At 69.2% G+C, this 13,988-nt stretch carries 13 protein-coding genes; 5 read left to right on the forward strand and 8 right to left on the reverse strand.

Features of this window, described 5'->3' with window-relative positions:
- The first annotated feature begins 138 nt into the window (after window positions 1-138).
- Window positions 139-1,866 (forward strand): SulP family inorganic anion transporter, encoded by a 1,728-nt coding sequence (locus AC3A6X_RS10090; RefSeq protein ID WP_487842060.1) that lies wholly within the window; start codon window positions 139-141, stop codon window positions 1,864-1,866.
- Here the strand turns inward: AC3A6X_RS10090 and arfB are convergent.
- A complete protein-coding gene (gene arfB / locus AC3A6X_RS10095) occupies window positions 1,835-2,248 on the reverse strand; it encodes an alternative ribosome rescue aminoacyl-tRNA hydrolase ArfB (protein WP_309971716.1) in 414 nt (137 codons plus the stop codon). The two genes, AC3A6X_RS10090 and arfB, sit on opposite strands and share 32 nt — an antisense overlap.
- 90 nt (window positions 2,249-2,338) lie before the next feature.
- On the opposite strand from arfB, the gene amrB reads away from it, so the two are divergent.
- Window positions 2,339-3,145, forward strand: coding sequence for an AmmeMemoRadiSam system protein B (amrB, locus tag AC3A6X_RS10100; RefSeq protein ID WP_487842061.1), 807 nt, complete (start codon window positions 2,339-2,341; stop codon window positions 3,143-3,145).
- Window positions 3,142-4,215 carry an AmmeMemoRadiSam system radical SAM enzyme gene (amrS, locus tag AC3A6X_RS10105; protein WP_487842062.1) on the forward strand — a complete coding sequence of 358 codons (1,074 nt, stop codon included), beginning with the start codon at window positions 3,142-3,144 and terminating at the stop codon, window positions 4,213-4,215. The genes amrB and amrS overlap by 4 nt, the downstream gene beginning before the upstream one ends.
- A 3-nt stretch (window positions 4,216-4,218) precedes the next feature.
- Here the strand turns inward: amrS and AC3A6X_RS10110 are convergent, their stop codons facing one another.
- From AC3A6X_RS10110 to clpB, 3 genes are all read right to left on the reverse strand, one after another.
- Window positions 4,219-6,003 carry an alkaline phosphatase D family protein gene (locus tag AC3A6X_RS10110; protein WP_487842063.1) on the reverse strand — a complete coding sequence of 595 codons (1,785 nt, stop codon included), beginning with the start codon at window positions 6,001-6,003 and terminating at the stop codon, window positions 4,219-4,221.
- Between the two features lie 186 nt (window positions 6,004-6,189).
- Complete coding sequence (locus AC3A6X_RS10115; RefSeq protein ID WP_487842064.1) at window positions 6,190-6,528, reverse strand: hypothetical protein; 339 nt, start codon at window positions 6,526-6,528, stop codon at window positions 6,190-6,192.
- 5 nt (window positions 6,529-6,533) lie between these two features.
- The gene (gene clpB / locus AC3A6X_RS10120) at window positions 6,534-9,155 is read right to left on the reverse strand and encodes an ATP-dependent chaperone ClpB (protein WP_487842065.1); all 2,622 of its coding nucleotides are present in this window, start codon (window positions 9,153-9,155) and stop codon (window positions 6,534-6,536) included.
- 175 nt (window positions 9,156-9,330) lie between these two features.
- Here clpB and AC3A6X_RS10125 point away from each other — a divergent pair, with 175 nt between their 5' ends.
- Window positions 9,331-10,338 carry a Bug family tripartite tricarboxylate transporter substrate binding protein gene (locus AC3A6X_RS10125; protein WP_487842066.1) on the forward strand — a complete coding sequence of 336 codons (1,008 nt, stop codon included), beginning with the start codon at window positions 9,331-9,333 and terminating at the stop codon, window positions 10,336-10,338.
- A 6-nt stretch (window positions 10,339-10,344) separates the two neighbouring features.
- On the opposite strand, the gene AC3A6X_RS10130 is transcribed toward AC3A6X_RS10125, so the two are convergent.
- Window positions 10,345-10,821, reverse strand: coding sequence for a molybdenum cofactor biosynthesis protein MoaE (locus tag AC3A6X_RS10130; protein ID WP_106556756.1), 477 nt, complete (start codon window positions 10,819-10,821; stop codon window positions 10,345-10,347).
- 248 nt (window positions 10,822-11,069) lie between these two features.
- On the opposite strand from AC3A6X_RS10130, the gene dapA reads away from it, so the two are divergent.
- On the forward strand, window positions 11,070-11,960 hold the full coding sequence (gene dapA / locus AC3A6X_RS10135) for a 4-hydroxy-tetrahydrodipicolinate synthase (RefSeq protein WP_487842067.1): 891 nt from the start codon (window positions 11,070-11,072) through the stop codon (window positions 11,958-11,960).
- On the opposite strand, the gene moaD is transcribed toward dapA, so the two are convergent.
- Genes moaD through mobB form a run of 3 tightly spaced genes read right to left on the reverse strand, consistent with a single transcriptional unit; the run spans window position 11,947 to window position 13,986 of the window.
- A complete protein-coding gene (moaD, locus tag AC3A6X_RS10140) occupies window positions 11,947-12,198 on the reverse strand; it encodes a molybdopterin converting factor subunit 1 (RefSeq protein ID WP_487842068.1) in 252 nt (83 codons plus the stop codon). The two genes, dapA and moaD, sit on opposite strands and share 14 nt — an antisense overlap.
- 2 nt (window positions 12,199-12,200) lie before the next feature.
- Window positions 12,201-13,448, reverse strand: coding sequence for a molybdopterin molybdotransferase MoeA (locus AC3A6X_RS10145; RefSeq protein WP_487842069.1), 1,248 nt, complete (start codon window positions 13,446-13,448; stop codon window positions 12,201-12,203).
- Entirely contained in the window at window positions 13,441-13,986 is a 546-nt protein-coding gene (gene mobB / locus AC3A6X_RS10150; RefSeq protein WP_487842070.1) for a molybdopterin-guanine dinucleotide biosynthesis protein B, read from the reverse strand. Before mobB ends, AC3A6X_RS10145 begins: the two co-directional genes overlap by 8 nt.
- Window positions 13,987-13,988: the final 2 nt, after the last annotated feature.

The following is a 13,988-nucleotide window of genomic DNA, read 5'->3' on the forward strand; positions in this document are numbered from 1 at the left end:
GGCGGGTGGCGTTCCTGGTCCGGCTGGACGACCTCAGCAAGGCCACGCAAGGCCGCCGCGAGCACCGCCAAGGCTTGAGTCCACAGCGCTTTCGTATCATCGGCGGGTGCATCCCCAACCATTTTGCGTGGTGAAGGCATGGGCCTGAACCGCGACCAGCTCATACGCTGGCTCCCCTTCCTCGGCTGGCCACGCCCCAGCCGGGCCCTCCTCACCGGCGAAGCCATGGCCGGCATCACGGTGGCCCTGATGGTCATCCCGCAGGGCGTCGCCTATGCGGCGCTCGCCGGCATGCCGCTGGTGACGGGCATCTATGCCTCGCTGCTGCCGGCGCTCATCGGCGTTCTGTTCAGCGCATCGACCCGGCTCTCGGTCGGGCCGACCGCCCTGTCCAGTCTGCTGGTGGCGGCCTCGCTCGGCCCCCTCGCGATTCCCGGCAGCGCCGAGTGGGTGGCGCTGGCGGTCTGGCTGTGCTTCATGTCGGGCGCGATTCAGCTGCTGCTCGGGGTGGGCGGATTCGGCTGGGTGCTGCGGCTGGTCAACTCGCCGGTGCTGATGGGCTTCACCCAGGCCGCTTCGGTGCTGATCATCCTGTCGCAGCTGCCAGCGCTCTTCGGCTTCACCGGGCGAAGCATCGGCCAGCTGTGGCACGGGCCGCCGCCCGATTTCCTGGCCATTGCCTTCGGCCTCGGCAGCATGGCGGCGCTCTGGATCGCCAAGGAACGCTGGCCGCGCTTTCCGGCCGCCATGGTGGTGGTGGGCGCCTGCGCCGCCATCAGCGCGGCCATCGGCTACGCGTTGCGCGGCGGTGCCGTGGTCGGCACCCTGCCCTCCGGCCTGCCCGCCTTCTACTGGCCCGGCACCCAGCCGCTGGGCACCTTCGGCGCCCTGCTGCTGCCGGCGCTGATGATCACGCTGGTGAGCTTTCTCGAGACGGCCTCGAGCGCCAAGGTCGACAACGCGCGCGCCGGCAAGCTCTGGAACGAGAACCAGGATCTGATCGGCCAGGGCCTGGCCAAGATCGCCTCCGGCCTTTCGGGCGCCTTCCCCACCAGCTCCTCCTTCTCGCGCTCGGCCATCAACCTCTACGCCGGCGCCCAAACCGGCTGGGCCACCGTGTTCTGCGTGCTGCTGATCGGCGCTGCGCTGCTGTGGGCGATGCCGCTGCTCTATCACGTGCCGCAGGCGGTGCTGGCCTCCATCGTGGTGATCGCGATGCTGGGGTTGGTGCGCCCCGGGCAGTTCGTCTCGCTCTGGCGCATCTCGCGCGTGGAGGCGGTCACGGCGCTGGTGACCTTCGTTCTCACCATCGCCACCTCGCCCTCGATCTACTGGGGCGTGCTCGCCGGCCTGCTGATGAGTCTCAGCCACTACATGTACCGGCACCTGCACCCGCGCATCATCGAAGTGGGCCTGCATCCCGACGGCAGCCTGCGCGACCGGCATCTCTGGAACCTGCCGCCGCTGGCGCCCCAGCTGCACGCGATGCGCATGGACGCCGAGCTCGATTTCGCGACCGCCAGCACGCTGGAGCGCGCCATCACCGTCACGCTCGCGATGCGGCCCGATCTGACCGACATCTGCCTGTTCGCGCAGCCGATCAACCGCATCGACGTGACCGGCGCCGAGGTCTTCGGCGCGATCCGCCGGCTGCTGGAATCGAAGGGCGTGCGCCTGCACCTGAGCGGCCTCAAGCTGCCGGCGCAGCAGGTGCTGGAACGCGCCGGGCTGCTGACGGCCGGGCCGATGCTGTTCATCTACCGAACCGATGCCGACGCGCTCGCGGCACTGGGCGCCATGCACGGGATGACCGCTGCTGACGTGGAGGCCGCGCTCAGTCCTGCACCGGCCCGCGCTGACGCTTGACCTCCGCGCGCTGGCTCTTCCCTTCGAGCCGGCGCTGACGGGCCCCGTAGCTCGGCTTGGTGGGCCGGCGCACGCGCGGCGGCAAGGCCACGCTGTCGACCAGTTCCTGCAGCCGCGCCAGCGCGTCGGCGCGGTTCATGTCCTGGCTGCGGTGGCGCTGCGCCTTCAGCACCAGCACGCCTTCCTGGGTGATGCGGCTGTCGCGCAGCGCGAGCAGGCGCTCCTTCACCGCCTCGGGCAGCGAGCTTGCGGGGATGTCGTAGCGCAGGTGCACGGCGCTGGACACCTTGTTGACGTTCTGGCCGCCGGCGCCCTGCGCGCGCATGGCGCTGAACTCGGCCTCCGAGGGGTCGATGGGAACGAGCGGGCGCGGCGCGGGCATGCGCCATTCTGACTCGGCCCCAGCGTCGCCGCCCGCCGATTGACGCTGGCCCGAGGCCGGTCCATATTGAATGCAGGAGGTGCGACGGTCATGCCTGCTGTTCGCCCCGCCGCGGTCGCGGGGATCTTCTATCCGGGGGATGCATTGCCGTTGCGACGGCAGATCGGCGAATGCCTGGCCGGCGCCCACGACACGGTCGAGGCCGAGCGCCCACCCAAGCTGCTGATCGTTCCGCACGCGGGCTACGTGTATTCCGGTGCCGTCGCGGCGCATGCCTATGCCTTGCTCGCCCCCTGGCGCGAGCGGATCAGCCGCGTCGTGCTGCTCGGCCCGGCGCATCGCTCGGCGGTGCGTGCCCTGGCGGCTCCGGCGGCGGAGGCCTTCGACACGCCGCTCGGCCGCGTCGCACTGGACCTGCCAGCACTCGCCCAGTTGCAAGGCCTGCCGCAAGTCGTGCGCGACGACCGGCCGCACGCCTTCGAGCATTCGTTGGAGGTGCAGCTCCCGTTCCTGCAAACGCTGTTGGGCGGCACCTTCGACCTGGTGCCGCTGCTCGTCGGTCATGCCGGCCCCGCCGAAGTTGCGCAAGTGCTGGCGCGCCTGTGGAGCGGCGACGAGACACTGATCGTCGTCAGTTCCGACCTGTCGCACTACCTGCCCCATGCGCAGGCGCAGTTGCGCGATCGCGCCACGGTGGATCGCATCCTCGCCTTCGATGCCACGCTGGATCCCGAAGACGCCTGCGGCGCGCTGGCGATCAACGGTGCCCTTCAGGCGGCACAGGCACACGGCCTGCTGCCACGTCTGCTGGACCTGCGCAACTCCGGCGACACCGCGGGCGATCGCCGCCGCGTGGTCGGCTACACCGCGATCGCCTTCGAGGCGACGACGCCATGAACACGAACCCGCCCGCGCGCTGGTGGCATCCGCTGGACGACGGCCGCATCCAGTGCGACCTGTGCCCACGCGACTGCCGCCTGCACGAGGGCCAGCGCGGCATGTGCTTCGTGCGGCAGCGCATCGGCGACGAGATGGTGCTCACCACCTACGGGCGCAGCTCGGGCTTCTGCATCGACCCGATCGAGAAGAAGCCGCTGAATCATTTCCATCCGGGTTCCGGCGTGCTGTCCTTCGGCACCGCCGGCTGCAACCTGGCCTGCAAGTTCTGCCAGAACTGGGACATCTCCAAGAGCCGCGAGATGGACCGGCTGATGGACCAAGCCTCGCCGCAGCGCATCGCCGAGCTGGCGCGCCAGCGTGGCGCCCTGAGCGTGGCCTTCACCTACAACGACCCGGTGATCTTCGCCGAGTACGCCATGGACACGGCCGATGCCTGCCATGCGCTGGGCATCTTCAGCGTCGCCGTGACCGCGGGCTACATCCACGCCGCGCCGCGGCGCGAGTTCTACGCGAAGATGGACGCCGCCAACGTCGACCTCAAGGGCTTCACCGAGGACTTCTATTTCCGGCAGACGGGGGGCCATCTGGCACCAGTGCTCGATACGCTGCAGTACCTGCGGCACGAGACATCCTGCTGGTTCGAGATCACCACGCTGCTGATCCCCGGCCACAACGACAGCGATGCCGAGATCGAGGCGATGAGCCGCTGGATCTTCGACGCGCTCGGGCCCGACGTGCCGCTGCACTTCACGGCCTTCCATCCGGACTACAAGATGGTGGACGTGCCGCCCACGCCACCCGCCACGCTGAAGCGTGCCCGTGCCATCGCGCTGGCCAACGGCCTGCACCACGTCTACACCGGCAACGTGCACGACGTGGAAGGCGGCACCACCTTCTGCCCCCACTGCCGCTCAGCGCTGGTGCGCCGCGACTGGTACCTCGTGATGGATTGCGCGCTGGATGCGCGCGGCGAATGCCCGCATTGCGGCACGCCCATCGCGGGCCGTTTCGGGCCCTTCGAACACGGCTTCGGCCGCCGGCGAATCCCGGTGCGTGCGGCCGCTTGAACGCTACACGGGCAGGACATCGAGATGGTTCGCCCCCGGCAAGGCATGCAGGCTCTGCGCGAGGCGCGCGGTGTAGGAGCGGCTCAATACGGTGCTGATTTCCGTCCAGTCGGCCCGGGCTTCGGCCGGTGTCAGCGTCAGCACCAGGTAGCCGCGCTTGGTCGTCTCCGCATAGCGCAGGTCCTTGACCATCTTGGGGAATGCGTCCGTCAGGACCGGGCCCGAGATCAGCGGCAGCAGGATCTCCAGTCCCGGCGAGCTGATCGATGGCGTCGCGAACTCGACCCCGACGCGTAGCCCGGCTGCATCGGTCAGGTTGCTGGCCCATGAGTTGTGGGTATCGCCAGCGAGGGAGATGAGGTTCTTGCCCATCGAGCGGGCCGCAGCCAGCACGGTCTCGCGGGCGGCGGGATAGCCGTCCCAGGCATCGAGGTTGTAGGGAACGCGCTGCTGGGCCAGCAAGGCGCGCTGCCTGTCGCTGCGCAAGGATTCCGGCGTCGACTGCGCGGCCAGGAATTCACCGATTGTCTCCAGCGTGAACGCGCTCGCAACGCTCAGCGGAATCTCCATGCGCGCCATCAACACCTGCTGCCCGAGCACTTGCCAGGTCGCGCCGGAGGCGGCCATGCGCGCGGACAGCCAGTCCGATTGCTCGGCACCCAGCAGCTGGCGCCCCGCGCCGGCGGCCGCACCCTGCAGATAGGCGTCGAGATCCACTTGCTGGTCGCGCCCGATGACCCGCGTGTCCAGCATGTGCAGCGACGCCAGCGTGCCGAAGTCGAAGGACCGGTAGATCTTCAGCGGATTGGCAGGGTCGGGCATCCGCACGGGCAGCCACTCGCGATAGGCCTGCACGGCGGCCGTGCGGCGCGCCGCGAAACTGCCTTCGGTCGCAGGATCGTGGTTGACCGCGCCGCCGGACCAGGCGTTGTCGGCGAGGTCATGGTCGTCCCACACCGCGATGACCGGCATCTTCGCATGCAGCGCTTGCAGGTCCGGATCGGTCCGGTACTGCGCGTGGCGGCGGCGATAGTCGTCGAGCGTCAGGAGCTCGTGGGCGGGCTGCGACTCGCGATCGATCGCGAACGCGAGCTGCGATGCAAAGCCCAGCCGTCCGAACTCGTAGATGTAGTCGCCCAGGTGCAGCACCACGTCGATGTCCGTGCGCTTGGCCAGCTCGGCGCACACGTTGAAGTAGCCGGCCGGGTAGTTCGAGCAGGAGACCACGCCGAGTCGGAGTTGCGACACGCTGCCGGTCGGCAGGGTCTTCGTGCGTCCGGTGGGCGAAGGCTCGTCGCCGACATAGAAGCGGAAGAAATAGACGCTGGCCGGCTGCAGCCCGGTGGCATCCACCTTGACGGTGTAGTCCTGCTCAGCGCCCGTGCTGGCCGTGCCCCGCGCCACGATGGCGCCGAAGTTCGCGTCGCTTGCGACTTCCCAGTTCAGGTTCAGGGTGCCGGGGCTGGCGACCGTGACGCGAGTCCACAGGATCACGCGATCTGCCAAGGGATCGCCACTCGCGACGCCGTGCGAGAACAGGGACGTCGCGCCGCCGGGCGCCCCGCCCCCGCCGCCGCCCCCGCCCCCGCCTCCACCGAGGCTGCCACCGAACCCGCCTCCTCCGCCGCCACCTCCACCGCCGCAGCCGGACACGCCGGTGCCGACGAACATGGCATAGAGAATGGCGCCTCGAATGAAGGATCGGCGCGACGTCTCGGGAGTGAGGTCGGAAGCGTGTTCCGGGTCCGCGGCGGATGCGGGCGGTTCTGTGCCGTGGCTTTCGCGCATGTCTCGCTCCTTGCCCGGCACGCCAGCCGCACGGTGCGGCTTTTCGTCGCGTCGGGGGTGGCGAGATTGAAGGTCGAACGAAGCGACGTGCTCGTCAGCCGAGGTCACCGGCGAGGGTCGGCCAACCGCTTACATCGCGTCACAGTCCGTTGCGACCGGACACGGGTACTGGCGTGGCGCCAGCCGCTACTCGCCGCGCGAGACCGGACGCGCCTGCACGTCCGTCACGTTGGCATTGCGATCGCGCAGGCGCACCGGGCTGTCGGCGGCCTCGCCGCGTGCCCGCGCGCCGGCCACGTCCGCGGCCGTCGGCTCGGCCGGCTGCGCTGCGGCTCGAAAGCGATCGAAGCCATGGCGCGGGTCGAAGCGCATCACCCAAGGCCGCACCGGCTGGCCGGTGAGACGGGCCCAGCCGTAGCGCAGGCCCCACACCGCCGCCATCAACATCACCGCGACAGCGAGGCTGGCCGCGAGGACCAGGCCCATCAGGAACAGAACGACGCGCAGGAGGAAGTTCATCATCATCGGGATTAGGACACCTCCTCGGCCCGAGGTTCCCCTGCCTTGTGGAACTCGAACTGCCCCGGGGTGCGGATCGGGTCGGTGGTGACGACGATCGTGTCCTTCGGCCCGAAGCTGCCGTCGAGCAGCAGCTTCGACAGCGGGTTCTCGATGCGATGCTGGATCGCCCGCTTGAGCGGCCGCGCGCCGAACACCGGGTCGAAGCCGACCTTGGCGATCTCCGCCAGCGCTGCCGGCGAGACCTCGAGCGCGAGGTCCATCTTCGCGAGACGCTCCTGCAGCACCCTGAGCTGGATGGCCGCGATCGCCTCGATGTTCTTGGCGTCGAGCGCATGGAAGACCACGGTCTCGTCGATGCGGTTCAGGAACTCGGGGCGGAAGTAGTTCTTCAGCTCGTCCCACACCGCGTCCTTGATCTCCTCGGCCGGCCGGCCCACCATCGCCTGGATGATGGGCGAGCCGATGTTGCTGGTCATCACGATCACCGTGTTCTTGAAGTTCACGGTGCGGCCCTGGCCGTCGGTCAGGCGGCCATCGTCGAGCACCTGCAGCAGCACGTTGAACACGTCCGGGTGCGCTTTCTCGACCTCGTCGAGCAAGAGCACGCTGTAGGGCTTGCGGCGCACGGCCTCGGTCAGGTGGCCGCCCTCCTCGTAGCCCACGTAGCCGGGCGGCGCGCCGATCAGGCGCGCGACCGAATGCTTCTCCATGAACTCACTCATGTCGACGCGGATCAGGTGATCCTCGCTGTCGAACAGGAAGCCCGCCAGCGCCTTGCACAGTTCGGTCTTTCCAACGCCCGTGGGGCCGAGGAAGAGGAAGGAGCCGGTGGGGCGGTTCGGGTCGGCGAGGCCCGAGCGCGAGCGGCGGATCGCATTGGCGACCGCGCCGATGGCCTCGTCCTGGCCGACCACGCGCTCGTGCAGTTTGTCTTCCATCTGCAACAGCTTCTCGCGCTCGCCTTGCATCAGCTTGGAGACCGGGATGCCGGTGGCGCGCGCCACCACCTCGGCGATCTCCTCGGCGCCGACCTGGGTGCGCAGCAGCGTGGGCACGCTGGACTTGCCCTTGTTGGCCTCGGTGTCCTGTGCCTCCTTCAGGCGCTTCTCCAGGCCCGGCAGCTTGCCGTACTGCAGCTCGGCGACCTTGTTGAAGTCGCCCTTGCTGGTGAACTCGGCGATCTGGAACTTGATCTTGTCGATCTCCTCGCGGATCTGGGCGCTGCCCTGGGCCTGCGCCTTCTCGGCCTGCCAGATCTCGTCGAGGTCGGCCAGCTCCTTCTGCACGCGCTTGATGTCGTCCTCGATCAGGCCCAGGCGCTTCTGCGAGGCCTCGTCCTTTTCGCGGCGCACGGCCTCGCGCTCGATCTGCAGCTGGATCAGGCGGCGGTCGAGGCGGTCCATCACCTCGGGCTTGGAGTCCATCTCGATCTTGATGCGGGCCGCGGCCTCGTCGATCAGGTCGATGGCCTTGTCGGGCAGGAAGCGATCGGTGACGTAACGGTCGGACAGCTCGGCCGCGGCGACGATGGCCGGGTCGGTGATGTCGACGCCGTGATGCACCTCGTACTTCTCCTTCAGGCCCCGCAGGATGGCGATGGTTGCTTCCACGCTGGGCTCACCCACCAGGATCTTCTGGAAGCGCCGCTCCAGCGCAGCGTCCTTCTCGATGTACTTGCGATATTCGTCGAGCGTGGTGGCGCCCACGCAGTGCAGCTCGCCGCGCGCCAGCGCGGGCTTGAGCATGTTGCCGGCGTCCATCGCGCCCTCGGCCTTGCCGGCGCCCACCATGGTGTGCAGCTCGTCGATGAAGACGACGGTCTGGCCCTCGTCCTTGGCCAGTTCGTGGAGCACGGTCTTGAGCCGCTCCTCGAACTCGCCGCGGTATTTGGCGCCGGCCAGCAGCGCCGCCATGTCGAGCGACAGCACGCGCTTGCCCTTGAGCGACTCGGGCACCTCGCCCGCGACGATGCGCTGCGCCAGGCCTTCGACGATGGCGGTCTTGCCGACGCCGGGCTCGCCGATGAGCACGGGGTTGTTCTTGGTGCGGCGCTGCAGCACCTGGATGGCGCGGCGGATTTCCTCGTCGCGACCGATCACCGGGTCGAGCTTGCCCAGGCGGGCGCGCTCGGTGAGGTCGAGGGTGTACTTCTTGAGGGCCTCGCGCTGGCCTTCGGCATCGGCGCTGTTCACGCCCTGCCCGCCGCGCACGGCCTCGATGGCGGCTTCGACCGATTTGCGGGTCACGCCGTGGCTGCGCGCCAGGTTGCCGATCTCGGCCTTGCTGTCGGCCAGGGCGAGCAGGAAGAGCTCGCCGGCGATGAACTGGTCGTTGCGCTTGATGGCTTCCTTCTCGGTCGCCTGCAGCAGCTTGCCCAGCTCGGGACCAACCTGCACCTGGTCATGGCCCGACACCTGCGGCAGCTTCTTGATCGCCGCCTCGGCGGCATTCAGCAGGCCCGGCACATTGGCGCCGGCGCGTTCGAGCAGCGCGCGCGGGCCATCGTCCTGGCGCAGCATGGCGACCAGCAGGTGGACGGGTTCGATGTAGGCGTTGTCGTTGCCCAGCGCGAGCGATTGCGCGTCGGCGAGGGCTTCCTGGAATTTGGTGGTGAGTTTGTCTTGGCGCATGAATGAAAACTCCGATCCCAGCGCATCTAGGGCCCAGCGCGGCGAATTCAAGCCGTCGGGCGTGATAGCACGGCCCTGCTTCCGCGTCGCGCTCGTTCAGAATAGCCCTCCCGGAGGCTGGGCACGCGAGTTGCTCGACCTGCATTTTTCTTCATCAATGTCTGGAGTCGATCTCATGTTCTGTTCAAGGTGGATGGCTGCCGCACCGCGCACGTCGCGCCGCGTTCTTGCGCTGGGGCTGGTGGCCGCGGTGGCCGGCTTTTCGGGGCTCGCACAGGCGCAGCAGCAAGGCGCACCGATCAGGCTGCTGGTCGGCTTTCCGGCCGGCGCCGGCACCGATGCGATCGCCCGCACGCTGGGCGAGAAGCTCAAGGACCAGCTGGGTGCCCCGGTGGTGGTCGAGAACCGCGCCGGCGCCGGCGGCCAGATCGCGGCCCAGGCGCTCAAGGCCGCGCCGGCGGATGGCCATACGCTGCTGCTGTCGCACGACCACACCATCTCGATCCTGCCGCAGGTGGTGAAGAACCCGGGCTACAACTCGGCCAGCGACTTCGTGCCTGTGGCCGGCTTCGCAACCTTCGCCAACGTGCTGGCGGTTTCCGGCGGCACGCCGGCGAAGAACCTCGACGAATACCTGAAATGGGTGCGCACCCAGCGCGGCGGCAAGGACACCATCGGCGTACCCGCGCCGGCCTCGATCCCCGAGTTCCTGGTGAAGATGATCGGCACCAAGTACAAGATCGACGTGCAGGCGGCGCCCTACCGCGGCAGCGCGCCGATGACGGCGGACATGCTGGGCAACCAGATCAGCGCCGGCATTGCTTCCGTGCCCGACTTCATCGAGAACCACCGCGCCGGCAAGCTGCGCATCGTGGCCACCATCGGCGCCAAGCGCCAGGCGCTGCTGCCGCAGGTGCCGACCTTCACCGAGCTGGGCTTCGCCAACCTGGAGGACCTGCCTTACTACGGCGTGTTCGCGCCGGTGGGCACGCCGCAGCCGGTGATCGACCGCTTCGGCGAGGCGCTCGCCAAGGTGCTGGCCATGCCCGATGTGAAGCAGAAGCTCACGACCATGGGCCTGACGGTGGCGTACGAGCCGCAGGGCCAGTTCGCAGGCCGCGTGCGCAGCTACACACAGACTTGGGCAGGCATCATCAAGGCGAGCGGCTTCACGCCGCAGTAGGCCTGACTAGGCGTTGCCGGCCTGGATGCCCCAGCGCGCCAGGGCTGCATCGTCATCGACGCGTGCATCGACCCAGCGCGCGCCCTCGGGCGTCTGTTCCTTCTTCCAGAACGGCGCCTGGGTCTTCAGGTAGTCCATCAGGAACTCGCAGGCCTGGAAGCTCTGGCCGCGGTGAGCGGAGATCACGGCGACCATCATGATCTGGTCGAGTGGCTGCAGCAGCCCGACGCGATGGATCACGCGCGCGCCGAGGATGTCGAAGCGGCGATGGGCCTCGTCGATCATGGCCTCGATGGACTTCTCGGTCATGCCCGGGTAGTGCTCGAGCTCCATCGATGCCACCGCATCGCCATCGTTGCGGTCGCGCACGGTGCCGACGAAGCTGCAGACCGCGCCCACACGCTTGTCGTCCGCGCGCAACGCGGCGACCTCCTTCGCGAGGTCGAAATCGGCTGTCTGGATGAAAACACGCGGGCCGCTCATGGCGGGATTGTGGCACCGCGCTAGACTGCGGCGCATGCCTTCCCCCGCGCACCGCCCCCTTCCGTCGCCCGCCGCGATGGTCCGCGTGCGCCTGGCCGGCAAAGCCAAAAAACCCGAGCTCGTCTGACCGGAGCTTCGGTTCCGTCGTCGGATGAGCGACGGAACTGCAGGGTTCGACTTCCAGCCTCGTTTCGTGCGCGCGTCCGACGGTGGTTCATCCATCGGTCTGGTCTCAAAGGAAAACACGCGTGCCTTCCACTTCTTCCCCCACCCCTGATTTCTCGGGCCTCTGGATCCCGCTCGTCACGCCTTTTCGCGGCGATGCGGTCGACCATGCGGCGCTGACCGCGCTCGCCCAAGGGCTCGCGTCCTCGGGCATTGCCGGCTTCGTGGTCTGCGGCTCGACCGGCGAGGCCGCGGCGCTCGACGCCGACGAGCAGTTGGCCGTGCTGGCCACCGTCGCCAAGGCCGCCCCCGCCTTGCCGTGCATCATGGGTCTCTCGGGCTACCACCTGGGCAAGACCCTCGCGTGGGTTCGCCAGCTGAACGAGCAGGGTCTCGCCGGGATGCTGGTGCCGGCACCCAGCTACATCCGGCCTTCGCAGGCCGGCCTGCAGGCCTGGTTCGAGGCCATCGCCGAGGCCAGCGCGGTGCCGATCCTGATCTACGACATCCCCTACCGCACCGGCGCCACGATCACGCGCGAAACCCTGCTCGCGCTCGCGGCCGATCCGCGCATCCGCGGCGTCAAGGACTGCGGCGGCGACATGGCCAAGACCCGGGCGCTGATCGCCGATGGCCGGCTGCAGGTGCTGGCCGGCGAGGACGCGCAGATCTTCTCGACCGTGGCCGAGGGCGGCGCCGGCGCCATCGCGGCCAGCGCGCACTTGCAGACCGGGCGCTTCGTGCAGGTGATCCGGCTGCTTCGTGACGGCCGGCTGGCCGAGGCGCGCGCGCTGTGGCAGCCGCTGCTGCCGCTGATCGAGGCCCTGTTCGTCGAGCCGAATCCGGGGCCGCTGAAGGCCGTGCTCGCGCAGCAGGGCCTGATGCAGGACGCCCTGCGTTTGCCGATGACCCGCGCCGGCGATGCGCTGCGCGAGCGCCTGTCTCAGTTGCAGGCCGCGCTCAGCCGCCCGTGACCGGCGGGAAGAAGGCCACTTCCTGGCCTTCGCGCAGCGCGGCGCCCTCGGCGCTCATGACCTGGTCCAGCGCCATGCGCACCGCCTTGCCGCGGGCCAGCGCGCTCGCGTGCGGCTCGCCGCGCGCGATCAATTCGTCGCGCAGTGCGCCGAGGTCGGCAGCGGCGGTCTCGATGGTTTCGCTGCCGGTTCCCAGCGCCTCGCGCACCGAGGCGAAATAGCGCACGGTGACTTTCATGCTCAGCCCAGCAGAGAAGAGAAGGGAATGAACTGCACCATGTCGCCGGCCTTGAAGGGCTGGCCGGCCGGTGTGTCGATCACACCCTCGCCCCAGACCATGGAGGTCAGCACGCCCGAGCTCTGGTTGGCGAACAGGTCGAGCCCACCCGCGGCGTTGCGGCGCGCGCGCAGGAACTCGCGGCGGCGGTCGGCGCGCGGCCAGTCGAAGTCGGCCCGCATCGCGACCGGTGACGGCGCCACGCGGGCGGCACCCTGCAGCGTCAGCAGGAAGGGCCGCACCAGCAGCAGGAAGGTCAGGAAGCTGGAGACCGGATTGCCCGGCAGCCCGGTGAGGTGAGCGTTGCCGATGCGGCCGTACGCGAAGGGCTTGCCCGGCTTCATCGACAGCGACCAGAGGTCGAGCTGGCCCAGGGCCTGCACCGCGGCCTTGATGTGATCCTCCTCGCCGACCGAGACGCCGCCGGTGGTGATGATCAGGTCGCTGCGCTCCGAGGCGCCGCGCAGCGCGTCGATGGTCGCGTCGCGGCGGTCGGGCACGATGCCCAGGTCGTGCACCTCGCAGCCCAGCCGCACGAGCAGCGCCCGCATGAAGAAGCGGTTGGAGTTGTAGATCGAGCCCGGCTTCATCGCCTCGGGCGCTACCTCGCCGGGCATCACCAGTTCGTCGCCGGTGGACAGCAGCGTGACGCGCGGGCGCTTCGCGACCTGCAACCGGTCGAGGCCGACGCTGGCCGCCAGCCCCAGCCCCGCGGGGGTGAGGCGCTCACCGCGCGCCAGCACCACGTCGCCGGCCGACACGTCCTCGCCGGCGCGGCGGATCCACCGGCCCGACGCCGGCGCGATCTCGATGCGCACGCTGCCAAGGCTGCCCTCCTCGGGCAACGGGCTGGTGTCTTCCTGCATCACGACCGCATCGGCGCCTTCGGGGATCTGCGCGCCGGTGAAGATGCGCGCGGCGGTGCCGGCAGCCAGCGGCGTGCCCACGGTGCCGGCCGGGATGCGCTGGGCCACGCGCAGCACCGCGCCCGGTGCGGTGCAGTCGGCGCTGCGCACGGCATAGCCGTCCATCGAGCTGTTGTCGCGCGGCGGCACGGTGAGGCCCGAGCGCACATCCTGCGCGAGCACGCGGCCGTCGGCCTCGAAGGTGGACACCGACTCGGTGCCCATCTGCGGCGTGGCGGCGGCGAGCAGCCGCGCCAGCGCCTCGTCGAGCGGCATCAAGGGGGGACGTTTGGAAGCTTCAGCCATGGCGCTCCACCTTGTACTCGAAACGGCTTGCGTTCTGCAGCAGCCAGGTGCCAATGCCATCGACGTCGTTCAGGTCGAAGACCGGCAGCGCGGTGGGGGCGGGCAGGTGCTCTGGCGTGTCGGTGGCGATCGCGACGATGAATTCGTCTTCAGCGTAGCGCGCGGGCCGGGGCGCCTGGCCCTCGGACGGCTCGCGCCAGACCTCGATCTTGCGGAGATCGCTGTGCTTGAAGCCTTCGACCAGCACCCAGTCGACGCCCGCATCGAGTTCGGCAATCAGCTCGTGCACGCCGAGTTGCGTCGGTCGCTCGAATTCGCGGATCAGCGCAAGGCGCTTGTCCGAAGCCACCACCACCTCGAAGGCCCCGGCCTCGCGATGGCGGTAGGTGTCCTTGCCAGGATGGTCGATGTCGAACTTGTGGTGCGCATGCTTGACCACCGAGACGCGCTGCCCGTGCAGCCTGAGCACGGGGATCAGTCGCTCGACCAGGGTGGTCTTGCCGGCGCCGGAGAAGCCGGCGAAGCCGATGACTTTCATGC

It is taken from the genome of Variovorax sp. Soil_C_12 (assembly GCF_057657375.1).

Excerpts from the sequence above, each read along its gene's own strand:
- AC3A6X_RS10090 (WP_487842060.1), top strand. The coding sequence starts at position 139 with ATGGGCCTGAACCGCGACCAGCTCATACGCTGGCTCCCCTTCCTCGGC.
- mobB (WP_487842070.1), bottom strand. The coding sequence starts at position 13,986 with ATGAAAGTCATCGGCTTCGCCGGCTTCTCCGGCGCCGGCAAGACCACC.
- amrB (WP_487842061.1), top strand. The coding sequence starts at position 2,339 with ATGCCTGCTGTTCGCCCCGCCGCGGTCGCGGGGATCTTCTATCCGGGG.
- arfB (WP_309971716.1), bottom strand. The coding sequence starts at position 2,248 with ATGCCCGCGCCGCGCCCGCTCGTTCCCATCGACCCCTCGGAGGCCGAG.
- AC3A6X_RS10115 (WP_487842064.1), bottom strand. The coding sequence starts at position 6,528 with ATGATGATGAACTTCCTCCTGCGCGTCGTTCTGTTCCTGATGGGCCTG.
- amrS (WP_487842062.1), top strand. The coding sequence starts at position 3,142 with ATGAACACGAACCCGCCCGCGCGCTGGTGGCATCCGCTGGACGACGGC.
- AC3A6X_RS10130 (WP_106556756.1), bottom strand. The coding sequence starts at position 10,821 with ATGAGCGGCCCGCGTGTTTTCATCCAGACAGCCGATTTCGACCTCGCG.
- AC3A6X_RS10125 (WP_487842066.1), top strand. The coding sequence starts at position 9,331 with ATGTTCTGTTCAAGGTGGATGGCTGCCGCACCGCGCACGTCGCGCCGC.
- AC3A6X_RS10110 (WP_487842063.1), bottom strand. The coding sequence starts at position 6,003 with ATGCGCGAAAGCCACGGCACAGAACCGCCCGCATCCGCCGCGGACCCG.
- AC3A6X_RS10145 (WP_487842069.1), bottom strand. The coding sequence starts at position 13,448 with ATGGCTGAAGCTTCCAAACGTCCCCCCTTGATGCCGCTCGACGAGGCG.
- moaD (WP_487842068.1), bottom strand. The coding sequence starts at position 12,198 with ATGAAAGTCACCGTGCGCTATTTCGCCTCGGTGCGCGAGGCGCTGGGA.
- clpB (WP_487842065.1), bottom strand. The coding sequence starts at position 9,155 with ATGCGCCAAGACAAACTCACCACCAAATTCCAGGAAGCCCTCGCCGAC.